General features: G+C 64.3%; 23 protein-coding genes. 15 read left to right on the plus strand and 8 right to left on the minus strand.

Annotation, left to right across the window (positions count from 1 at the left end):
• Positions 1 to 10: 10 nt before the first annotated feature.
• From dapD to BMY84_RS06250, 7 genes are all read left to right on the plus strand, one after another.
• Positions 11 to 850: a 2,3,4,5-tetrahydropyridine-2,6-dicarboxylate N-succinyltransferase gene (gene dapD / locus BMY84_RS06220; protein ID WP_093082703.1), complete on the plus strand. Its 840-nt coding sequence runs from the start codon at positions 11 to 13 to the stop codon at positions 848 to 850.
• Positions 851 to 1045: 195 nt separating this feature from the next.
• Positions 1046 to 2281, plus strand: a complete 1236-nt coding sequence (locus BMY84_RS06225; RefSeq protein ID WP_093081982.1) for a glycosyl transferase — start codon at positions 1046 to 1048, stop codon at positions 2279 to 2281.
• Entirely contained in the window at positions 2274 to 3425 is a 1152-nt protein-coding gene (locus BMY84_RS06230) for a glycosyltransferase family 4 protein (protein WP_093081984.1), read from the plus strand. The genes BMY84_RS06225 and BMY84_RS06230 overlap by 8 nt, the downstream gene beginning before the upstream one ends.
• On the plus strand, positions 3425 to 4417 hold the full coding sequence (locus BMY84_RS06235) for a sulfotransferase (RefSeq protein ID WP_093081987.1): 993 nt from the start codon (positions 3425 to 3427) through the stop codon (positions 4415 to 4417). The genes BMY84_RS06230 and BMY84_RS06235 overlap by 1 nt, the downstream gene beginning before the upstream one ends.
• Positions 4380 to 5099 (plus strand): winged helix-turn-helix domain-containing protein, encoded by a 720-nt coding sequence (locus tag BMY84_RS06240; protein WP_093081989.1) that lies wholly within the window; start codon positions 4380 to 4382, stop codon positions 5097 to 5099. The genes BMY84_RS06235 and BMY84_RS06240 overlap by 38 nt, the downstream gene beginning before the upstream one ends.
• 129 nt (positions 5100 to 5228) lie before the next feature.
• Positions 5229 to 5447, plus strand: a complete 219-nt coding sequence (locus tag BMY84_RS06245; protein ID WP_093081992.1) for a DUF2188 domain-containing protein — start codon at positions 5229 to 5231, stop codon at positions 5445 to 5447.
• A gap of 98 nt (positions 5448 to 5545) precedes the next feature.
• Entirely contained in the window at positions 5546 to 5980 is a 435-nt protein-coding gene (locus BMY84_RS06250; RefSeq protein ID WP_093081995.1) for a response regulator, read from the plus strand.
• On the opposite strand, the gene BMY84_RS06255 is transcribed toward BMY84_RS06250, so the two are convergent.
• Both BMY84_RS06255 and murA read right to left on the minus strand, forming a co-directional pair.
• A complete protein-coding gene (locus BMY84_RS06255; protein WP_093081998.1) occupies positions 5928 to 7454 on the minus strand; it encodes a PAS domain-containing protein in 1527 nt (508 codons plus the stop codon). The genes BMY84_RS06250 and BMY84_RS06255 overlap by 53 nt on opposite strands.
• Positions 7447 to 8730, minus strand: coding sequence for a UDP-N-acetylglucosamine 1-carboxyvinyltransferase (murA, locus tag BMY84_RS06260; RefSeq protein WP_093082001.1), 1284 nt, complete (start codon positions 8728 to 8730; stop codon positions 7447 to 7449). Before murA ends, BMY84_RS06255 begins: the two co-directional genes overlap by 8 nt.
• A gap of 207 nt (positions 8731 to 8937) precedes the next feature.
• Here murA and BMY84_RS06265 point away from each other — a divergent pair, with 207 nt between their 5' ends.
• The 4 genes from BMY84_RS06265 (at position 8938) to BMY84_RS06280 (ending at position 12233) form a co-directional block, all read left to right on the plus strand.
• Complete coding sequence (locus BMY84_RS06265) at positions 8938 to 9672, plus strand: Crp/Fnr family transcriptional regulator (RefSeq protein WP_093082004.1); 735 nt, start codon at positions 8938 to 8940, stop codon at positions 9670 to 9672.
• Between the two features lie 108 nt (positions 9673 to 9780).
• Positions 9781 to 10149, plus strand: coding sequence for a YciI family protein (locus BMY84_RS06270; protein ID WP_093082706.1), 369 nt, complete (start codon positions 9781 to 9783; stop codon positions 10147 to 10149).
• A gap of 64 nt (positions 10150 to 10213) precedes the next feature.
• Complete coding sequence (hisC, locus tag BMY84_RS06275) at positions 10214 to 11323, plus strand: histidinol-phosphate transaminase (RefSeq protein ID WP_093082006.1); 1110 nt, start codon at positions 10214 to 10216, stop codon at positions 11321 to 11323.
• Positions 11324 to 11327: 4 nt separating this feature from the next.
• Positions 11328 to 12233, plus strand: coding sequence for a prephenate/arogenate dehydrogenase family protein (locus BMY84_RS06280; protein ID WP_093082009.1), 906 nt, complete (start codon positions 11328 to 11330; stop codon positions 12231 to 12233).
• A gap of 3 nt (positions 12234 to 12236) precedes the next feature.
• Here BMY84_RS06280 and BMY84_RS06285 read toward each other — a convergent pair whose 3' ends face one another.
• The 4 genes from BMY84_RS06285 to ftsE are packed head-to-tail and all read right to left on the minus strand — an operon-like array spanning position 12237 to position 15077.
• Positions 12237 to 12923 (minus strand): lysophospholipid acyltransferase family protein, encoded by a 687-nt coding sequence (locus BMY84_RS06285; protein ID WP_093082011.1) that lies wholly within the window; start codon positions 12921 to 12923, stop codon positions 12237 to 12239.
• 11 nt (positions 12924 to 12934) lie between these two features.
• Positions 12935 to 13465: a YdcF family protein gene (locus tag BMY84_RS06290; protein ID WP_093082014.1), complete on the minus strand. Its 531-nt coding sequence runs from the start codon at positions 13463 to 13465 to the stop codon at positions 12935 to 12937.
• Entirely contained in the window at positions 13462 to 14367 is a 906-nt protein-coding gene (locus tag BMY84_RS06295; protein ID WP_093082708.1) for a cell division protein FtsX, read from the minus strand. Before BMY84_RS06295 ends, BMY84_RS06290 begins: the two co-directional genes overlap by 4 nt.
• The gene (gene ftsE / locus BMY84_RS06300; protein WP_093082016.1) at positions 14367 to 15077 is read right to left on the minus strand and encodes a cell division ATP-binding protein FtsE; all 711 of its coding nucleotides are present in this window, start codon (positions 15075 to 15077) and stop codon (positions 14367 to 14369) included. Before ftsE ends, BMY84_RS06295 begins: the two co-directional genes overlap by 1 nt.
• Positions 15078 to 15243: 166 nt before the next feature.
• On the opposite strand from ftsE, the gene BMY84_RS06305 reads away from it, so the two are divergent.
• Positions 15244 to 16086 carry a zinc-ribbon domain-containing protein gene (locus BMY84_RS06305; protein ID WP_093082019.1) on the plus strand — a complete coding sequence of 281 codons (843 nt, stop codon included), beginning with the start codon at positions 15244 to 15246 and terminating at the stop codon, positions 16084 to 16086.
• 10 nt (positions 16087 to 16096) lie between these two features.
• Here the strand turns inward: BMY84_RS06305 and BMY84_RS06310 are convergent, their stop codons facing one another.
• Complete coding sequence (locus tag BMY84_RS06310) at positions 16097 to 17002, minus strand: pirin family protein (protein ID WP_093082022.1); 906 nt, start codon at positions 17000 to 17002, stop codon at positions 16097 to 16099.
• Positions 16999 to 17289, minus strand: coding sequence for a BolA family protein (locus BMY84_RS06315; RefSeq protein WP_093082711.1), 291 nt, complete (start codon positions 17287 to 17289; stop codon positions 16999 to 17001). The genes BMY84_RS06310 and BMY84_RS06315 overlap by 4 nt, the downstream gene beginning before the upstream one ends.
• Before the next feature lie 45 nt (positions 17290 to 17334).
• Between BMY84_RS06315 and BMY84_RS06320 the strand changes: the two genes are divergently transcribed.
• The 3 genes from BMY84_RS06320 to cobS all read left to right on the plus strand — a co-directional run bounded on the left by BMY84_RS06320 (position 17335) and on the right by cobS (position 20405).
• Entirely contained in the window at positions 17335 to 17952 is a 618-nt protein-coding gene (locus tag BMY84_RS06320) for a J domain-containing protein (RefSeq protein ID WP_093082024.1), read from the plus strand.
• Between the two features lie 66 nt (positions 17953 to 18018).
• On the plus strand, positions 18019 to 19311 hold the full coding sequence (locus BMY84_RS06325) for an Hsp70 family protein (RefSeq protein ID WP_093082027.1): 1293 nt from the start codon (positions 18019 to 18021) through the stop codon (positions 19309 to 19311).
• A gap of 86 nt (positions 19312 to 19397) precedes the next feature.
• The gene (gene cobS, locus BMY84_RS06330) at positions 19398 to 20405 is read left to right on the plus strand and encodes a cobaltochelatase subunit CobS (RefSeq protein WP_093082029.1); all 1008 of its coding nucleotides are present in this window, start codon (positions 19398 to 19400) and stop codon (positions 20403 to 20405) included.
• Positions 20406 to 20426: the final 21 nt, after the last annotated feature.

The following is a 20426-nucleotide window of genomic DNA, read 5'->3' on the forward strand; positions in this document are numbered from 1 at the left end:
GAGCACCGACCTGCCAAAGGACCTAATCGCCACCATCGACGCCGCGTGGGAAGACCGCGCCAACGTCAACCTCCAGACCCAGGGCGACGTCCGCCAGGCGGTCGACACCGCGCTCGCCCTGCTCGACAAGGGCGAACTGCGTGTGGCTGAACCGACCGCGGAAGGCTGGCAGGTCAATCAGTGGGCGAAGAAGGCCGTGCTGCTGTCCTTCCGCCTCAACGACAATGCCATGATCGATAACGGTCCGGGCGCGGGCCACTGGTGGGACAAGGTGCCGAGCAAGTTCGCCGGCTGGGACGAGGCCGCCTTCCGCGCTGCCGGCTTCCGCGCCGTGCCGGGCAGCTTCGCGCGCGCCGGCGCGCATATCGCCAAGAATGTCATCCTGATGCCCAGCTTCGTCAACATCGGCGCCTTCGTGGACGAAGGCACGATGGTCGACACCTGGGTGACGGTGGGCAGCTGCGCCCAGATCGGCAAGAATGTCCATCTGTCGGGCGGCGTCGGCATTGGCGGCGTGCTGGAACCGCTTCAGGCCGACCCGGTCATCATCGAGGATGACTGCTTCATCGGCGCCCGTTCGGAAGTCGTGGAAGGCGTGCGCATCGGCAAGGGTTCGGTGCTGTCGATGGGCGTGTTCATCGGCATGTCGACCAAGATCATCGACCGCGCCACCGGCGAAATCTTCATCGGCGAAGTCCCGCCTTATTCGGTCGTCGTCCCCGGCTCGCTGCCCGGCAAGCCCCTGCCCGACGGCACGCCCGGCCCCAGCCTCTATTGCGCCGTGATCGTGAAGCGCGTCGACGCCCAAACCCGATCCAAGACCGGCATCAACGAACTGCTGCGCGACTGATGATCGCGATGAAGTCGGGCACCATCGACTTCACTATGTAACGGACGGATCGGCCGGGCGCGCATTTTATTACGCGACCCGGCCATTCCGTAGCCGCTTTGTTGCAAGCCTCCTGCGCACTGACGCACTCTGAAATCCCCCGGCGATAATCGCCGTTCATTCTCTCCGTTCGGGTCTGCACCAACGGAGAAACATATGGGACGCCCCTGGCTCGTCCACAGCGAAACCGCGCCCGTCGCCCAGTTCCGGCCGCAACGGCTGTGCTTTTTCTTCAACGCGCAAATCCACCAGATATTCCACGCCCTGCCGATGGCGATCGAATTGTCGCGCGACCCCGGCTTCGCGATCGACGTCATGGCCGCGACCGACGACCATCTTGCGCTGGCCCGCGACATCGCCACCACTCGCGGCGCAGGCCCGATCCGCTTCCTGCGCTGTGGCGGCCGCTGGCTCGATGCGCTGTCCGCCGTCACTGGCGGATCGACCCCGCCCAAGATCGCCGCCCTGCTCGCCGCCCGCCGATCGCTGCGCCACTATGACGCCATCGTAGTGCCGGAACGCACCTCACTGCTGCTCAAGCGACTGGGCCTGTCGCAGACCCGCTTCATCCACACCTGCCATGGCGCGGGCGACCGGGCGGTCGGCTATGACCGGCGCATCGCCCAGTTCGATTTCGTCCTGCTCGCGGGCGAAAAGCAGCGGCGCCGGATGCTGGAGGAAGGACTGATCCGCGAAGGCCATTATGCCATCGCCGGTTACAGCAAGTTCGACCTGACCCGCCGCCATGGCGAACGGCAACGGCTCTTCCCGCAGGAACGCCCCACCATCCTCTACAACCCGCATTTTTCGACCAGCCTCTCCTCCTGGGCGTCGATGGGCGAAGATATCATCCGCCAGTTCGCGCAGGACGACCGTTTCAACCTGATCGTCGCGCCGCACATCCGCCTGTTCGACAATCGTCGCAAAAGGGCCGCCATGGAAAAGCGGCTGGCCCCCTTTGCGTGCCTGCCCCATGTCCATATCGATCTGGGCAGCCGGGCCAGCGTCGACATGCGCTATGTCCATATGGCCTCGCTCTATCTGGGCGATGTCAGCAGCCAGATTTACGAATATCTCGCCCGCCCGCGCCCCTGCCTGTTCCTGAACAGTCACCGCGCAGACTGGCAGGAAGACCGCAGCTACGGCCACTGGCGCTACGGCCCGGTGCTGGAAACGCCGGACGGCATTGTCGATGCAGCCGCCCGCGCCATCGCCGATCATGCCAGCTACGAAGCCGCGCAATATCAGGGCGTCGCCCATACGTTCGATCCCACCCTGGATCGCGCCGGTGCCCGCGCCGCGCAAGCAGTAGCCGCATTCCTGGCCCGCACCGCCCCATCCTCCCGGCCCCATGTCGAAGGCCTTCCGCATCTGGAGTTCGCCCATGGCTGAAACACCCGCCTCTGCACTCTCTCATATCTGGCTGGTCGCGCGCGTCTATGAACCCGATGAAGGCGGGGTGCAGACCTATGCCCGCGAAGTCGGCCGCGCCTATGCGATGCAGGGGCGACGCGCCACCATCTTCGCCAAAAGCTCGGCCGGTCCCCGCCGCGTGCAGGAGAGCGGCATTAGCCTGATCGACGTCGGTGATGCGTCGATGCTGACTGTCTACTGGCGCCTGTTCCGCGCGATGCTCTTGGCCTGGGTCAGTGGCCAGCGGCCCGATCTGATCCACGCCTGTACCTGGCGCGCGGCGCTGCCCGCTCTGCTTTTTCCCCGCCCGCTGGTCGTGACCATCCATGGCCGGGAAGTGGGTCGCCCGCGCGGCATCGCCTTCGCGCTGCTGCGCATGACGTTGAAGCGGGCACGCCGCATCGTCGCCGTCAGCGACGTGACCCGCACCCTGCTGCTGGAGCGCCTGCCCGATCTTGCCAGCCGCACCGTCACTGCCTGGAATGGCGTGGTGATGCCGGCCGAACGCCCCGCCACCGCCTTCGCGCGCGGCAATGGCGGCGCGCAACTGCTCACCGTCTGCCGCCTCGTCGCGCGCAAGAATGTCTCCGCCGCCGTCCGCGCCATTGCCGGTTGCGTACAGGGTGGCGCGCGCCTGCGCCATGTCATCATCGGGCGCGGCGTCGATTCCGTGCGGGTGCGCGAAACCATCCGCCATTGCGGGCTGGATGGCGTGGTGACGATGGCGGGCTATGTCTCGGACGCGGAACTGGCCGCCGCCTATGCCGGCGCCGACATCTTCCTCCACCCCCAGATCGCGCTGGAGGATGGCGCGGAAATCGAAGGCTTCGGCCTGTCCATTGCCGATGCCATGGCGCAGGGGCTGGTGTGCATCGTCGGGCAGGATGGCGGTCCGTCCGAACTGGTCCGTGACGGCGTCACCGGCCTTGTCGTGGATGGCCGTTCGGTCGAGGCGATACAGGCGGCGATCGACATGCTGGTCGCCGATCCGACGCTCTGCCGCCGCCTGGGCGACCGGGCACGCCAATGGGCCGCGGAAAATCTGTCCTGGGACCGGCATTGCAGCCTGTCGCTGGGCGAAGCCGCCAGCCCACCGCCCGCTTCGCTGGCGGAGGCCGCCTGATGGGACCAATCGTCCATATCGGCTACCACAAGACAGGCACCACCTGGTTTCAGGACAGCTTCTATCCCGCCGTCCGCAACCGCCGCTATATCCCCCGCGCGACCGTCCGCTCGGCCTTCCTCGACGCAGGCGCGCTGCATTTCGATCCGGCGCAAGCCCGCGCGCGACTGGGCGAGGCGCCCGACAAGCTGATCCTGTGCGAGGAAAATCTGAGCGGCGGGCTGCATAATGGCGGCCTGGCCGGCAATCTGTCGAAAGATGTCGCAGACCGCATCCTGCGCACCCTGCCCAACGCGCAAATCGTCATCTTCGTCCGCGATCCGCTGTCCGCCATCATTTCCGCCTGGCTGCAATATGTGAAGGGCGGCGGCACCTTCAGCCTGAAACGCTATATGTTCGGGCGCGATCGCCTGAGCCCTGTCGCGCCGGAGCGGGACGAAGCGCCCGGCTTCCGCCTCGATCATTTCGACACGATCCGGCTGATCAATCATTATGACAACCTGTTCGGACCCCGGCAGGTCCATGTCTTTCGCTATGAGGATTTTCGGGCCGATCCGCGCGGCTTTGCCGCCGCCTATGCCGCCCGCTTCGGACTGGACGTCGATCTGGCCCATATCGACTGGGGCCGACGCAATCCGTCGCTCAGCCGCCCTTTGCTGTGGCTGGCCAGAGGCCTGAACCTGTTCACCCGCCGCGCGGTCGCCGACAAGGGCTGGCTGGTGCATATTCCCGGCTGGTACGGCCTCAGCCGCCGCTTGCTGCGCGCCGCCAATGCCAGCGGCCGCTTCGGGCGCCCGCTGGCCACCAAAGACCTGCTCGATCCGGCTCTTGCCAGCCGCCTGCGCGCCCATTTCGCACCGGGCGAACAGTTGCTCGCCGCCCGGTTGCAGTGGCAGGCGCGGACCGATCAGGAAGATAAGACGGTTTTGCGCTGGCGGCAGCGTCCTCACCTTCATGACGGGCCTCAACAGTCGCCTTCTTATCGTCGATAAGGACACCACCCTGCTGGCCAGCCTGGCAGATGATTTCGCGCCCTATGGCTTTGCGATTGACCCTGCGCCGACCGCTCCGTTGATGCGCGAGCATCTGGCGCGGGAGGAGTATGATCTGGTGATCCTGGACACGCTGGCCGTGCCGGATGAGGCGCCCGCCCTACTGCGCGAACTGGCGATCGAGCGCCGCCTGCCGGTGATCATCCATTCCACTGCCTGTAGCGAGCCGGAACGGATCGCTGCACTGGAAATGGGCGCGGAGGATTGTCTGTGCAAACCGGCCAATCCCCGCGAATTGCTGGCCCGCATCCGCGCCGCCCTGCGTGGGCGCAAGGGCGCGGCCCCACGGATGGAGACCCCGGCCCGCGCCTTCGCCTCTTTCGAAGGCTGGCGTGTCGACCTGACCACCGGACAGCTTTTCAATCCGGTCGGCGCGCCGATCTCCCTGTCTGACGGCGAATTTCAGCTATTGCGCGTCTTCGTCCAGCACCCCCGCAAGGTGCTGGATCGCGCCGTCCTGCTCGATCGGGTCTATGGATCGGCAAGCGAGCATTTCGATCGGTCGATCGATGTCCAGCTCTGCCGCCTGCGTCGCAAATTGTCAGCCAGCGGCCTCAAGGGACCGGTCATCCGCACCATCCGCAACGAAGGCTATATGTTCGTCCACAGCGTGACAGCCTGAACCAGAAGGAACGAGCGGGCGCTTGACCGATGGGGGAAGAGAAGCGCATCCAGCGGCATCATCTTTCCTTCCAGCACCCGCCGTCTGGCATGAAGTCGACCAGCGCCGGGTGATATCGAGGTTTCGCATATGCCCCTGCCCCATGCCCGCTACATCGTTCTCGAACATGAAAGCGCCTGGAAGATCAATCTGAACAACAGTTATTACGGCCCCTTCCCGACCCAACAAGAAGCGGTCGATACCGCCACGGACACGGCAAAAAAAGCAAGCGAGGCCGGCTATCCAGCCTCGGTCCTGCTGATGAAAGGTACGGCTTTCGACACATTATGGACCAGCGTTCAGGACTGAATCCGGCAATTCTGTCGAACCCTGTCATTTTTTCCTCGAAAGAGGGAACCTAACCCGCCACACGGGTTTATCCCTGACCGGGTTTGATGAGCTGTGGAATGAGTAAGAAGGTTCTGATCGTAGAAGACGAAATTTTCGTCGCACTGGAAATCGAGCAAATCGTCGAGGATGCCGGATTCGATGTCGGCGCCATCGCTGCTGACCGGGAAGCGGCACTTGCCAGCGCCGCCGATTGCGAGATCGCCCTTGTCGACCTGAACCTGCGTGACGGCCCGACCGGGCCGCAGATCGGCATCGAATTGGCCAGCCAGCATGGCATCAAGGTCATCTATGTCACCGCCAACCCGGCCCAGATCGGCGAAGCCTCCGTCGCGGCTCTCGGTGTCATCACCAAGCCATTCCGGGCCCACAGCATTACCGCCGCCTTGAAACTTGCCGCGACCGACGCACCCGATCTTCTTGCCGCCGAAATCGCGGGCTTTACGCCCTTCCCGCCACCCGGCTCATGGAGCGGGATGGAATCCAGAGGCTGAGGCACAGCCCGTCCGGCTGCCAGTCTCGCACGATCCGGCCGCCCAGTTGCCGTTCGACACTAAGCGTCATCAGACGACTGCCAAAGCCCGCCACCCCGGATGGCGACACGGTCGGACCACCCGTTTCCTGCCATTCGATCCGTACATCGGCGCCTTCCTGCACGATATGGACGTGAATCCGGCCCTCGGCGGTAGACAGGCCGCCATATTTCGCCGCATTCGTCGCCAGTTCATGGAACAATAGCGCCAGCGGCGTTGCCGATCGATCGTCGATCCGCGGATCGTCACCCGACAACAGGATGCGCGACTCCTGACCGTTGCGATAGGGCGCGAATATCTGATCGAGAATGCCCCATAGCTGCCCTTGCCCCTGACCGACCTGCGGCGCGGATTCAGCGCTGTGGGGACGCACGAAATCATGGGCACGGCCCAGCGCCAATATGCGATCGCGCAGATCCTCTGCCACATCGCCGATTTCAGGATGCTGGCGCGCCGACAGGCCGATCAGCCCGGCGATGACCGAAAAGATATTCTTGATCCGGTGCGACAGTTCATGCGCGATCATCTCGCGCTCTTCCATCATCAGCCTTTGTTCGTGGATATCGGTGCAGGTGCCGATCCAGCGGACGATATGGCCATCGACATCGCGGATCGGCAGCGCGCGACCCAGCGTCCAGCGATACTCGCCGCTATGATGCCGCAGCCGATATTCGATCTCATAGGGATCGCCGCTCTTCAGGCTGTGGCGCCACTTGTCCCACGCGCGGGCCTGATCATCGACATGGAACATGCCGTTCCATGCCTCTCCATCGGTCGATCCGGCCGGTACGCCGGTATATTCGTACCAGCGGGCATTATAATAATCATGATAGCCGTCCGGTAGCGTCGACCAGACCATTTGCGGCATGGTGTCGGCCAGCGTGCGGAACATACGATCGCTGTCGGCCACCGCCGCCGCATCCAGCCGCTGCTGGAGGATCGTGTCGCGATCGCGACGCCTCCCTTCCAGTTCCACCATGACCTGCCGCGCCAGCAGGGTCAGCCCCTGACGCTGAAGCGGCGTCAGATCGGCACGCGGCTGCGTATCAATGATGCAGAGCGCACCTAAAGGTTCGCCATCCGCATCCGTCAGCGGCGCGCCGGCATAGAAACGGATATGCGGCGCACCCGTGACCAGCCCATTGTCGGCGAAACGGGGATCTTGCGTTGCATCGGGCACGACGAAGATCGCATCGCCCAGCATCGCCAGCGCGCAGAAGGAGACATCGCGCGGCGTCTCCTCCGCATCCAGTCCGGTGCGCGCAAGAAAGCGCTGGCGCACATCCTCCACGATGCTGACAAGGGCAATCGGCGCGTCGCATAATTGCGCCGCAAAGGCGGTAATATCGTCGAGCGTGCGGAATCCACCGGCGTCGAGATCATAGAGCGCCAGCAGCGCTGCCCGATCGGTTGCCAGCCCCCGCCCTTCAGCCATCACTGACCCGCTCGATATCGGCGCCGACGGCGGAGAGCTTTTCCTCCAGCCGTTCATAGCCGCGGTCGAGATGATAGACGCGGTTGACCTGGGTTTCACCTTCGGCCGCCAGACCCGCCAGGATCAGGCTCATCGATGCGCGCAGATCAGTCGCCATCACCGGCGCACCGACGAGGCCGTTCACGCCGCGCACGATCGCCGTGCGGCCGTTGACTGCGATATCAGCGCCCATGCGCGCCAACTCGGGCACATGCATGTAGCGGTTCTCGAAGATCGTCTCGGTCAGCACCGATGCGCCATCGGCCAGCGTCAGCATCGCCATGAACTGGGCCTGCATGTCGGTCGGGAAGGCCGGGAAAGGCGCGGTCGACAGCGTCAGGGGCTTCAGCTTGCCATCGGAAGCGACACGAATGCCCTCCTTGTGCACATCTACCTGCACGCCCGCGTCGCGCATGGCAGACAGGATCGCCTGCATGTCCTCGGCATTGGCGCCGATCAGGTCGAGCGAGCCGCCGGTAATGGCAGCGGCGCAGGCATAGCTGCCCGCCTCGATCCGGTCGGGCATGACGCGATAGGTCGCCCCATGCAGCCGGTCCTTGCCATGGATCACCAGACGCGAACTGCCAATGCCCTCGATCTCCGCGCCCATGGCGACCAGAAGATTGCACAGGTCGACGATTTCCGGTTCGCGTGCGGCATTTTCAAGGATGCAGGTGCCCTTGGCGAGCGAGGCCGCCATCAGCGCATTTTCCGTCGCACCGACCGATACGACCGGGAAAGTATAGGTGCCGCCGGGCAAACCGCCGTCGGGCAGGCTGGCACGGACATAGCCGGCCGCGATCTCGATGATCGCGCCAAAGGCCTCCAGCGCCTTGAGATGCAGGTCGATCGGACGGTTGCCGATGGCGCAGCCGCCGGGCAGCGACACGCGCGCTTCGCCCGCACGGGCCAGCAAGGGGCCAAGCACCAGAATGGAAGCGCGCATCTTGCGCACGATGTCATAGGGCGCTTCGGTCGAGGTCACGCGGCCCGCCCGCATTGTCATGACGCGGCCGAAATCCTCGGGCCTTGCGCCTTCGATCATGGTCGACACGCCAAGCTGGTTCAGCAGATGGCCAAAGCTGTCGACATCGGCCAGACGCGGCAGGTTGCGCAGCGTCACCGGCTCGTCGGTCAGCAACGCGCAGGGCAGCAGCGTCAGGGCGGCGTTCTTCGCGCCGGAGATGGGAAGGCGGCCGGAAAGGGCTTTACCGCCGCGAATATGAATACGGTCCATTGGACAGCGTTCATAACGCCTCCCGCGCGCCGTGCAAGGCGGCTCGACGGCCATCTGGCATAGTTAATCGCTGTGGCGGAACGCCATGCAACATATTTGCAAAGCAACCGCATCCCTTGATCGAGTTTAGTGCAGATTCTGAAAATGCAGCCAAAAGGCAGGTCAGGCGTTTTGCCATCGTAACGACAATTTTGGAAAAAGGTGTTTTTGGTGGCAACAAGCTGTTTCGCGGCAAGGCTGGCCAAGCAAGTGCCGCTGTCGGAAGCGGAAAAGGCAGCGCTGGCCCGACTTGAGGAAAACCCCCGCAAGGTAAAGCGCGGCGCCATGATCCAGCGCGTCAACGATACCGTCACGGAATTATTCGTGCTGCGCGAAGGCCGGGTGATGAGCTTCGTCATCCTGCCCGATGGCAGTCGGCAGATATTGCGCGTCTACTTCCCCGGCGACTTCATCGGATCGGCCAGCACCATCTATAGCAAGGCCCCGGAATCTCTGGTCGCACTGTCGGATGCGATCATCTGTCCGTTCGACAAACATGCGCTTCGCCGGTTGCTGGAGGAATATCCGCGCGTCGCCGCGCTACTGTTCCTGCTGTCCAATGCGGAGCGCGTGTCGATGACCGACCGACTTGCCGCACTGGGCCGCACTTCGGCCAAGGCGAGGGTCGCCTCCTTCCTGCTGGACATGTTCGACCGGCTGCGCGTCACCGACGACAGCATCGTCGACAGTTTCGACCTGAAGCTGACGCAGGAGGAAATCGGCGATTCTATCGGCCTGACGTCCGTCCATGTGAACCGCATGATCCGGCAGATGGAACAGGAAGGCCTGATCAGCCGGTCCAATGGCCGCATCACGCTGAAGGAAATGGGCCGACTGGAGGAAATCGGCCATTATACCAATCGGCACAAGGATATGGATCTGGACTGGCTGCCTATCAACTGACGGAACGCCCCCGCGACGTTCCGTCAGCCGGTCGAAAATCATTTGCGTCGGCGCACCGCTTGCCGGACATTTCTCTCTGTCGACGCAGACCCCGGCGAGGAGGCAATGATGCGGGTGATGATATTGGTGAAGGCGACCGAGGAGAGCGAAAAGGGCTTTCAGCGATCGCCGGAAACGGACGCGATGATGGAGGCGATGGGCCGGTTCAACGACGCGCTTCAGGATGCGGGCATCCTCATCATGGCCGATGGCCTGACCGAATCCGCGCGGGGCAAGCGCGTCGCCTTCGATGGCACCAGCCGCACCGTCATCGACGGCCCCTTTCCCCAGCCGAATGAACTGGTCGCCGGCTTCTGGCTATGGGAGGTCAGGGATATCGACGAAGCGATCGCCTGGGTGAAGCGCTGCCCCAACCCCATGCCCGGCCCCAGCATCATCGAAATCCGCCCGCTCCATAATCTGGGCGAGCTAACATAACAGCACGCAGGCGCTGCATCCTGCGGCTTTGCCTTTGGCCCCAAAGCCGCTAAAGCCGCGCCCCATGACTCAGGCAGCAGCAAAACCCGCCCCCAAGGACTGGATTCTCGGCATTCACGCCTATGTGCCGGGCAAGGCCGCGACGGATGATGGCCGTCCGCTGATCAAGCTGTCCGCCAATGAAAATCCGCTCGGCACCGGCGCGGCCGCACGCGCGGCGCTGGTCGCAGCCACCGCCGATCTCGCCACCTATCCCGATCCGGGCGCAACGAAGCTGCGCGAAGCGATCGGCGCGGCGCACGGGCTTGATCCCGCGCGGATCATCTATGGCACCGGATCAGACGAACTGTTGCATATCGCCGCTTCCGCCTATGCCGGGCCCGGCGACGAAATATTGTTCATGCGCTATGGCTTTTCGGTCTATGACATCGCCGCCCGCCGCGTGGGCGCAACCCCGGTGGAGGCACCGGACGCCGACTATGCGACCGACGTGGACGCCCTGCTCGCCGCCGTGACGGAAAAGACCAAGGTCGTCTTCCTAGCCAACCCCAATAATCCGACCGGCACCATGACCAGCCGCGAAGAGATTGCGCGCCTGCACGCCGGGTTGCGCCCCGACATATTGTTCGTGCTGGATCAGGCCTATGCCGAATATCTGGACGCTGATGAGGATGATGGCGGGCTGGAACTAGCGCGGACTGCGTCCAATGTTTTTGTCACCCGCACCTTCTCCAAGATTTACGGTCTGGCTGCTGAACGCATCGGCTGGGGCTATGCCAGCGCCGATGTGATCGACATCCTCCACCGCATCCGTGCCCCCTTCAACGTGACGACCGCCGGGCAGGCCGCAGCCGTCGCAGCGATTGGCGACACGGCATGGGTCAAATCCAGCCGGACGCACAATGCCCGCTGGCGCGAATGGCTGGCCGGTGAAATCACCGCCCTGTCCAACCACGGCCTGCGCGTCGTGCCCAGCAAGACCAACTTTCTGTTGATCCTGTTCAATGGCAAGCTGACCGCCGAAGCGGCCATGAAGGGATTGTGGGACGAAGGCTATGCCACCCGCTGGCTGCCCGGACAGGGCCTGCCCAACGGTCTGCGCATCACCATTGGCACCAAGGCGCAGACCCGCGCGGTGGCCAACAAGCTGCGCGCCATGGCGGAGTCGGCCTGACGCCATGCTGCCTTTCGCTCGCGTCACCATCATCGGCCTGGGGCTGATCGGCTCTTCCCTCGCCCGCGCGATCCGGGCGGAGATGCCGACCGTGCGCGTCACCGGCCATGATGCCGATCCCGCCGTGCGCGAAATCGCCCGGCGCATCGACCTGTGCGACGACATTACCGACACGGCGGGTGCTTCGGTGACCGACGCCGATCTGGTCATCCTGTGCGTGCCCGTGCGCGCCATGGGTGCGGCGGCGGCCGAGATTGCCGACGATCTGCCCGCAGACGCGATCATCAGCGATGTCGGCTCCTGCAAGGCGGACGTGCTGGCACAGCTCAACGCCGCGCTGCCCGGCCGCAGGATCATCCCCGCCCATCCGGTTGCGGGCACGGAAAATAGCGGACCGGAGGCGGGCTTCGCCACCCTGTTCAAGGGCCGCTGGTCGATCGTCACGCCCCCCGCCGATGCCGATCCGGTCGCCGTCGAGCGCGTCGTCGAACTTTGGCGTCGCGTCGGCGCCGATGTCGAAACGATGGACCCCGCGCATCATGACATGGTGCTGGCGGTGACCAGCCATCTGCCGCATCTGATCGCCTACACCATCGTCGGCACGGCCAGCGATCTGGAAAATGTCACCCAGAGCGAGGTGATCAAATATTCGGCCGGCGGCTTCCGCGACTTTACCCGCATCGCCGCGTCGGACCCGACCATGTGGCGCGATGTGTTCCTGGCGAACAAGGATGCGGTGCTGGAAATGCTCCAGCGCTTTTCGGAGGATCTGTCGGCGCTCCAGCGCGCGATCCGCTGGAATGACGGCGAGGCGCTGTTCAACCTGTTCACCCGCACCCGCGCGATCCGCCGGTCGATCATCGAACAGGGGCAGGACGACGCAAAGCCGGACTTCGGCCGGTCGCACTGATTCTCAGTTGAGGGCGTTGATCGCCGCATGGACGCGGATCTCCGCCTCCTTGCGATCGAGGCCCGCGGGCAGCATCTCGCCAACCTTGTAGGTGATCACGCCCGCCCGCTTCAGGAATTTGCCGCGCGGCGACACCCGGCCGCTGTTGATCGCGATCGGCACGACCGGCAGGCCCAGCAGACCGTAAAGCCCGGCAAAGCCCGACTTGAGCGGCGGCGATTCCCCATGGGGGACGCGCGTTCCTTCGGGGAAGAGGCAGATGGGCCGCCCCTGCGCCGTACGGTCCCGCGCCTCTGCACGCAGGGTACGCAGCGCGCTGGCACCGGCCGTACGTTCAATCGGGATCAGGCCGTAGCGGCGCGCGATCCCGCCCCAGAGCGGAATGTCGAACAATTCCCGTTTCGCGCCGATCGCCGGCCGGTCGAGCAGGCAGAGCATGTCGATCGTCTCGAACATCGATTCATGCTTGACGATATACAGATAGGGACCGTGCGGCAGGTCGCCCTCCACCACCACCCTCTGCCCCAATATCCAGCGGGCGCAGGCGCGATGGAAACGGCTCCAGCCCGTGGCGGTGCGCTGCACCGTCAACGGCGTGACCCAGCCGAACAGCATCGCCCACAGCACGAAGAGCAAGCTGCCGCTGTAGAAGAGCGCCATGAAAATGAGGGAACGCAAGGCGGTGAGCATAGGACCTGTCTTCAAATACCGATCAGCGCGGCAACCCGCCGCAGCAGATATTTATTATATTCGCGCAATAACATCCTGAGGCTGGGGCGGCTGGGCACCGCATCATAGACCAGCGTGACGCGGGCGGGCAGCGCCTGGCGCAGTTCCAGCGCCGACCGGCGCATGTGCCAGTCAGTGGTGATCAGCCGCACCGTCTTGTAATCGCGCCGCTCCAGCCAGCGCGTCGTCTCGATCGCGTTGGACCGGGTGTCGATCGCTTCCCGACCCAGCGTGATGCAGCAACTGAACAATTGCTCCGGCGCCTTATATTCCGCCGCCAGTTCAACCGGCCGGACCGACCGGTCGACCCCGGAAATCAGCATCCGCTTGGCCGCGCCATCCTCCAGCAGGGCCAGGCCTCGGTCGATCCGCCCCGCCCCGCCGGTCAGCACGACGATCGCATCGGTCGGGCGCCCATCGAGCGGCTGGGGCAGAAAAATCGCGAACCAGGCAAAGCCCAGCATCCAGCCGAGCAGAATCACGGAGAAGAGGCGAACGATCATAGCGATCGCCCCAGCGCTCGCAGCACGGTCCAGCGCGCAGTGAGCATCGCCAGTAGAACACCCAGCAGCGGCAAGGTCGCCAACACGATCCAGCCGCGCGTGTCGAGCGTCACGGCGCCCAGCAATTCGGACCCCATAGCCGTCAGGCGCAACCCGATCAGGACGATCACCAATATGGCGAAGGCGAAGCCCAATGCGCTGCCGAGAAAGGCATCGAGGCCTATGCGCCGCTGGAACAGGCGCGCAATCTGCACGTCGGTCGATCCCATCAGGTGCAGCACGTCGATAGTGGTGCGATGGCTGTCATGGGCGCCGCGTGCCGCCAGCACGACCACCGCCCCCGTGGCCAGGATCATCAGCAGAACGACCCCGGCGGCCAGCCAGCCGAGCGCACCCAGCAAACCCGCCAAAGGCAGGAGAAACGCCGCATGCGGTTCGATCCGCAGCTTGGGCGACAGGCCACCGAGCAGGCGACGCAGACGATCGACCTTGGCATCGGCATTGCCCGGTGTCAGCATGACATCGATCAGCGTCGGCACTGGCAGGTCGCCACTGGTCGCCGCATCGCCCAGCCAGGGCCGCAACTGATCGGCCAGCAACGCCGGATCGACCGGATCGGCCGCGCGAACCCCATCCGCCCCACGCAACGCCTGCAATGTGCGGGCAGCAAGCCGATCGCGCGCCTCCGCATCCGCTTCCACCACCTGCACGCTCGCCCGGCCGGCAAGGTCGGCGCTCATCGAACGGACCGCTGCCCCCAGACCAAGGCCGGCGGCGGCGGACAGCACGGTCAGGAACATCATGATCGCGATGATCCACGGCATCGGCCCGGCCACCCGGCCTTCGGGCAACAGGCGATGCCGCGCGGCCGCAGCCGCCTTGCGATTGGCATGGCCCGCCATCATGGCCGTTCCTGCGAACGCGGCGGGAAACGCAGCGTGCCGGTGGGATCGGCCAGCCGCCCCTTGTCCAGCTTCATCATCTGCGCGCCCTTCACCTGCGCGATCAGCGGCAGGTCATGGGTGGCGACGACGATCGTGGTGCCAAGGCGATTGAGCGCTTCGAACAGGGTCATCAGACGACGCGCCATGTCCGCGTCGACGTTGCCGGTTGGTTCGTCGGCCACCAATATTTCGGGGCGACCGATCACGGCGCGGGCAATCGCGACACGCTGCTGCTCCCCACCGGACAAGGTCGCCGGGCGCGCATCACCACGATCGCCCAGCCCCACCCAGTTGAGCATTTCCGCCACCGGCGCGTCGATCTCGCTTTCCTCCATGCCCGCGACCCGCAGTGGCAGCGCGATATTGTCATAAGCGGATAGATGCGGGACGAGGCGGAAGTCCTGGAAGACGACGCCGATACGACGGCGAAAGCCGGGCAGTCGCTTGCGTGGCAACGTCACAACGTCTTCGTCGAACAGGCGAATGACGCCCCGGCTGGGTCGCTGGGCGAGGTAGAGCAATTTGAGCAGCGACGTCTTGCCCGCGCCCGAAGCGCCGGTCAGGAAATAAAAGCCGCCGCCGGCCAGCGAAAAGCTGACGTCGGACAGGGTTTCGCTGTCCAGACCATAGCGCAGGCCAACATTTTCGAACTGCACGATGGCCGACATGTCTGAAATCTGGCGCCTCTGCGCTCCCTGCGTCCCGAAGCCGCAGCCATGGCACAGCGGGCAGGGCGACGTAAAGCCCGCGCCACGCGATCAGGCGAGTCGCATTGCATCGCATGTCGGATTGTTGCCGCTTGCGCGCGAGTCCCTGCCATGCCTATGAAGCGAAATGATCCTGGTGTGCCCCAATTGCGCGACCCGTTATGTCGTCCCCGACAGCGCCGTAGGCCAGAATGGCCGCCAGGTCCGCTGCGCGGCCTGCAAACATAGCTGGTTCCAGGAACCCGCCGTCCTGCCCCCGCGCGAAGAAGCGCCGGTCAGCGCGGCCGCGCCCGTTGCCGTCGCCCCGGAGCAACCACCGGCACCCCCGCCGCCTGCACCGGCCGTCGCAGCCGACATTCCGGTGGCGCCACCCGAGCCGGAAGCCGAACCGGCACCCGTGGCGGAGGGCGCACCGGAAGAGGCACAAGCCGTGCCGCCCCCCGCCAGCGCCGCTCCGTTCGACAATCGTTTCGACGACATCTATGCCGGTGCGCCGGTCGATCCGGTACAGGAAAGCCATTTCGCGCCCGCGCCGCCCTTCAAGCCACGCCGCAATCCGATCAAATTGTGGACTTATGCAGCCGCGACCTTCTTCCTGCTCGTGGCAGCGGCGGGTGGCGCGCTCTATTATTTCGGCCCGCCCAGCTGGATGGTCGCCATGGGTATCGTCCCGGAAGAAGGCGACCCGGACCTGCTCTTCTATCTGTCCAAGCCCGCCGAGCGCCGCAAGCTGCCGACCGGCGAGGAATATTTCGCATTCGGCGCGCGGATCGTGAACAGCGGCGCACAGACGCTGCCCGTGCCGCCAGTGCTGGTGCAACTGCGCGACCGGCAGAACCGGCTGGTGTTCAGCTGGACGACGAAAGCGGACAAGAGCCGACTGAAGCCCGGCGAGGAAGCGTCGATCAACGAAAGCCGGATCGACATTCCCAAAAATGCCGAGAATCTTTCGCTGACTTTTGTGCCCTGATCCCGATCGGTCAGGGATAGCTGACCGTCTTGGGCCGCCCCTGCGGGATCGGAATAAACTCCTGATCGTCACCGGGGATCAGCGGGAAGCGCATTGCGTCCCAATCCTCGCGGGCCTGCATCAGCCGTTCCGGCGTCGAGGCAACGAAATTCCACCAGACATGGCGCGGCGAGGTGAAAGCCTCTCCGCCGCATAGCACGACCCGGCCGCCATCGACGCTCATCAACGTCGCCGAAACACCAGGACGCAGGACATAGAGTGTCTGCGGCGCCAGCAGCAGCCCGTCGAGTGCTGCGTCCCCGCCCGACACATAGAGCGCCCGCTCATCCGCCGACGGATCGATAGCGATCCGCCCGCCCGGTGCGAGCTGGATATCGGCATAGATGGTGTGGGCATAGGTCGTCACAGGCGAAGTCGCGCCCCAGAGCGACCCCATGATGACCCGCGCACGCACCGCGCCATCCTCGATCACGGGCAGGCCGCCTTCGCTGACATGTTCGAAGGCCGGGTCCATCTCCTCGAACCGGTCGGGCAAAGCGAGCCAGGTCTGGATCGCGGAGAGTTTCGACAGTTTCGCGCGATCCTCGTCCGGCGAGCGCTCGCTATGGACGATGCCCTTGCCCGCCGTCATCAGATTGACCGCGCCCGGCTCGATCAGTTGCTCGGTGCCCAGCGAATCCCGGTGGAGAAAGCTGCCTTCATACATATAGGTGACGGTGGCGAGGTTGATATGCGGGTGGGGCCGCACGTCGATCCCCTGCCCCGCCCCGATCTTCGCCGGGCCGGCCTGATCGAAGAAGATGAAGGGGCCGACCATGGTCCGTCCCTTCACCGGCAGCGACCGATGCACCTTGAAATCACCCAGATCATGGGTGGTCGGTGTGATCGCCTGAATGATGAAATCGTCCGGCGTCATCCCTCTTCCCCGGGGGCGCGGGCCTTGATCGCCAAGGCATGCACCTTGTCCCGCAACAGGTCGGCCAGCGCGGCATTGACCAGACGCTGGCGCCCGACGCGGCTTTGCCCCGCAAAGCGATCGGCCACGATCTCGACCGTGAAATGGCTTTCCCCCGACCCGTCATGGCCGGCATGGCCACGATGCTTTTCGCTGTCGTCGATGACGGCAAGATGGGCTGGCGACAGGGCGGCGCGCAGGCGCGCCTCGATTTCGGTGGCAACGGGGCCTTTGAGGTCGGTGGTCATATTGCCTATATAGGCTGCTTTGCCAGCCATGCCATCAGGACAATCTTGAGCACCGACCCGTTTTCGAACCGCCGTTTCAACCGTTTCCATGGCCGCGTGGAAAGCGACCGACCGTGCGCCGTGCCCGGATGCCCCGAGCCGGGGGAATTTCGCGCGCCGTTGGAAGAAGGCAATCGATCGAACCATGAAGGGCCGCGCTGGCGCTGGTTCTGCCTGGATCATGTCCGCGCCTTCAATCAGGGCTATAATTTCTTTACCGGCATGAGCGCGGAGGAAATCGCCGCCGCCCAGCGCCCCTATGCCGGCTGGGAGCGGGAAACACGCGCCTTCTCCTCAAACGCCACCAGTCCGCCGCCCAAATGGTCCGACTTTCAGGACCCGCTGGACGCGATCGGCGCCAAGTTTCGCGAACGGGTGGCCAAAGCGCGAGCCGAGAACCAGATGCGGCAGGACGGACAATTTCTGTCGGCCGAGGATCGCAAGGCGCTGTCGACGATGGAATTGTCGATCGACGCCGATCGCAAGGCGCTGCGCAGCCGCTATACCGAATTGCTCCGCCGCTATCACCCGGATCATAACGGCGGCGATCGCAGCCATGAAAGCGCCTTGCAGGCCGTGATCGAAGCCTATGGCCATTTGCGCAAGGCGGCCGCTTTCGCCTGATGCGGCCTTGCATAGACGGCCTCCCATTGTCATAGCGCCCGGCCCTCAAATCCCGGAGACAAGATCATGCAACAGACCGCGCGTGCGCTGGGGCTGGATTTCGGCACGACCAACAGTGTCGCCGCACTGGCGAATGGCGGAGAGTCGCAACTGGTCAGCTTCGCGGGCAAGCAGGCGACCGGCGATGTGTTCCGCTCGGCCCTGTGCTTCTGGCATGACAGCGATGTGAAGGGCGGCATGGCGCATGAGGCGGGGCCATGGGCGATCGCAGAATATCTGGAATTTCCCGAAGACAGCCGTTTCATCCAGTCGTTCAAGTCGGTTGTTGCCAGCCCGATCTTCGAAACCGCCAATGTGTTCGAGAAACGATTCCGGTTCGAGGAACTGGGACAGATGTTCCTGGGCAAGATGATCGACCATGCTGGTGGCATGCTCGACCGTCGACCCGAACGGATCGTCGTCGGCCGACCGGTCGAATATGCCGGCGCCCGCCCGGATGAGGCGCTAGCGCGAAAGCGCTATGACTCCATGTTCGGCAGCTTCGGCAGCGAGGTGCATTATGTCTATGAGCCGCTGGGCGCTGCATTCAGCTACGCCAGTCGGCTGACCGAAGCGGCCACGATCCTTGTTGCCGATTTCGGCGGTGGCACCAGCGACTTTTCGCTGGTTCGGGTCGAAGCGCCGGGCGCAGCGCGGCGTTGCGTGCCGCTGGGATCGGTCGGCATCGGCCTTGCCGGCGACCGGTTCGATTATCGCATCGTCGATCATCTGGTGCTGCCGATGCTGGGCAAGGGCGGCAGTTACGAGAGTTTCGGCAAGCAATTGGAGATACCGCGCAGCTATTTCGCCGATTTTGCGGACTGGTCGCGCCTTGCCCTGATGCGCAACCGGCGGACGATGGACGAACTGGCCCGTCTGCAAAAGGCGGCGAAGGATCCGGTCGCGATCGGCCGGATGATCACGGTCATCGAAAAGGAACTGGGCTATCCGCTCTATGACGCGGTCGGCGCCCTGAAACGCGCCCTGTCCGATGCGGAAAGCGCCAGCTTCCGCTTTTCCGGCGGTGGGATCGATATCGAGCAGACGGTATCGCGCGCCGATTTCGAAAGCTGGATCGCGCCCGACATCGCCCGAATCGAAGAGACGGTGGACCGGGCGCTGAGCAAGGCCGGAGTGACGCCTGATACTATCGACCGGGTTTTCCTGACCGGGGGATCGTCGCTGATTCCGGCAATCCGGCGCATCTTCCGCCAGCGTTTCGGCGATGATCGCATCGCTACCGGTGGCGAACTCACCTCCATTGCCCATGGACTGGCCCTGATCGGCGAGGAGGCCAATTTGGCGGAATGGGCGGCTTGATCCGCGCAGCAACTGCCGCCACTCTATCGACACGCCCTTCAAATTTGGGTTAGGGCGCGATTGACTCGCAGAAAGATGACGACCCGATGACCGATATTTCCAACGTCCAGCCCGATACCCGCGCCGAAACTCTGCTGGAGGCACCCGATCGCGAAGTGGACGCACGCGAAGTCTTCGGCATCGATGTCGACATGAAGATTCCGGCCTTTTCTCAGGCCGATGAACGTGTGCCCGATCTGGACCCTGCCTATGTGTTCGATGCGGACACCACTCTCGCGATCCTCGCAGGCTTTGCCTATAATCGCCGCGTCATGGTGCAGGGCTATCATGGCACCGGCAAGTCGAGCCATATCGAACAGATTGCCGCACGCCTGAAATGGCCGTGCATCCGCATCAACCTCGACGCGCATATCAGCCGTATCGATCTGGTTGGCCGCGACGCCATCGTGTTGCAGGACGGGCAGCAGGTGACGCAGTTCAAGGAAGGCCTGCTTCCCTGGGCGTTGCAGCGCCCGGTCGCGCTGGTGTTCGACGAATATGATGCCGGCCGCCCGGACGTGATGTTCGTGATCCAGCGCGTGCTGGAAACGGACGGCAAGATGACGCTGCTCGACCAGAATCGCGTGATCCGCCCGAACCCGCATTTCCGCCTGTTCGCGACCGCCAACACCGTGGGTCTGGGCGATACGACCGGCCTCTATCATGGCACGCAGCAGATCAATCAGGGTCAGATGGACCGCTGGAATCTGGTGGTGGCGCTGAACTATCTGCCCGCCGCGACCGAGGCGCAGGTGGTGCTGGCCAAGTCCGGCGAATATGATCATGAGGGCGGCCGCAAGGAAGTCGAGAATATGATCAAGGTCGCCGAACTGACGCGGCAGGGCTTCATCAATGGCGATATCTCGACCGTCATGTCGCCGCGCACCGTGATCAGCTGGGCGCAGAATGCGCTGATCTTCAAGAATGTCGGCTTTGCCTTCCGCCTCTCCTTCCTCAACAAATGCGATGAGGCGGAGCGGGCACTGGTCGCCGAATATTATCAGCGCGTGTTCGGGAAGGATCTTCCCGAGAGCGTGGCGAGCCGGGCGAACTGAATGTTCGCCCTGCCTCCATGG

The organism is Sphingobium sp. AP50 (genome assembly GCF_900109095.1).
GTDB lineage: Bacteria > Pseudomonadota > Alphaproteobacteria > Sphingomonadales > Sphingomonadaceae > Sphingobium.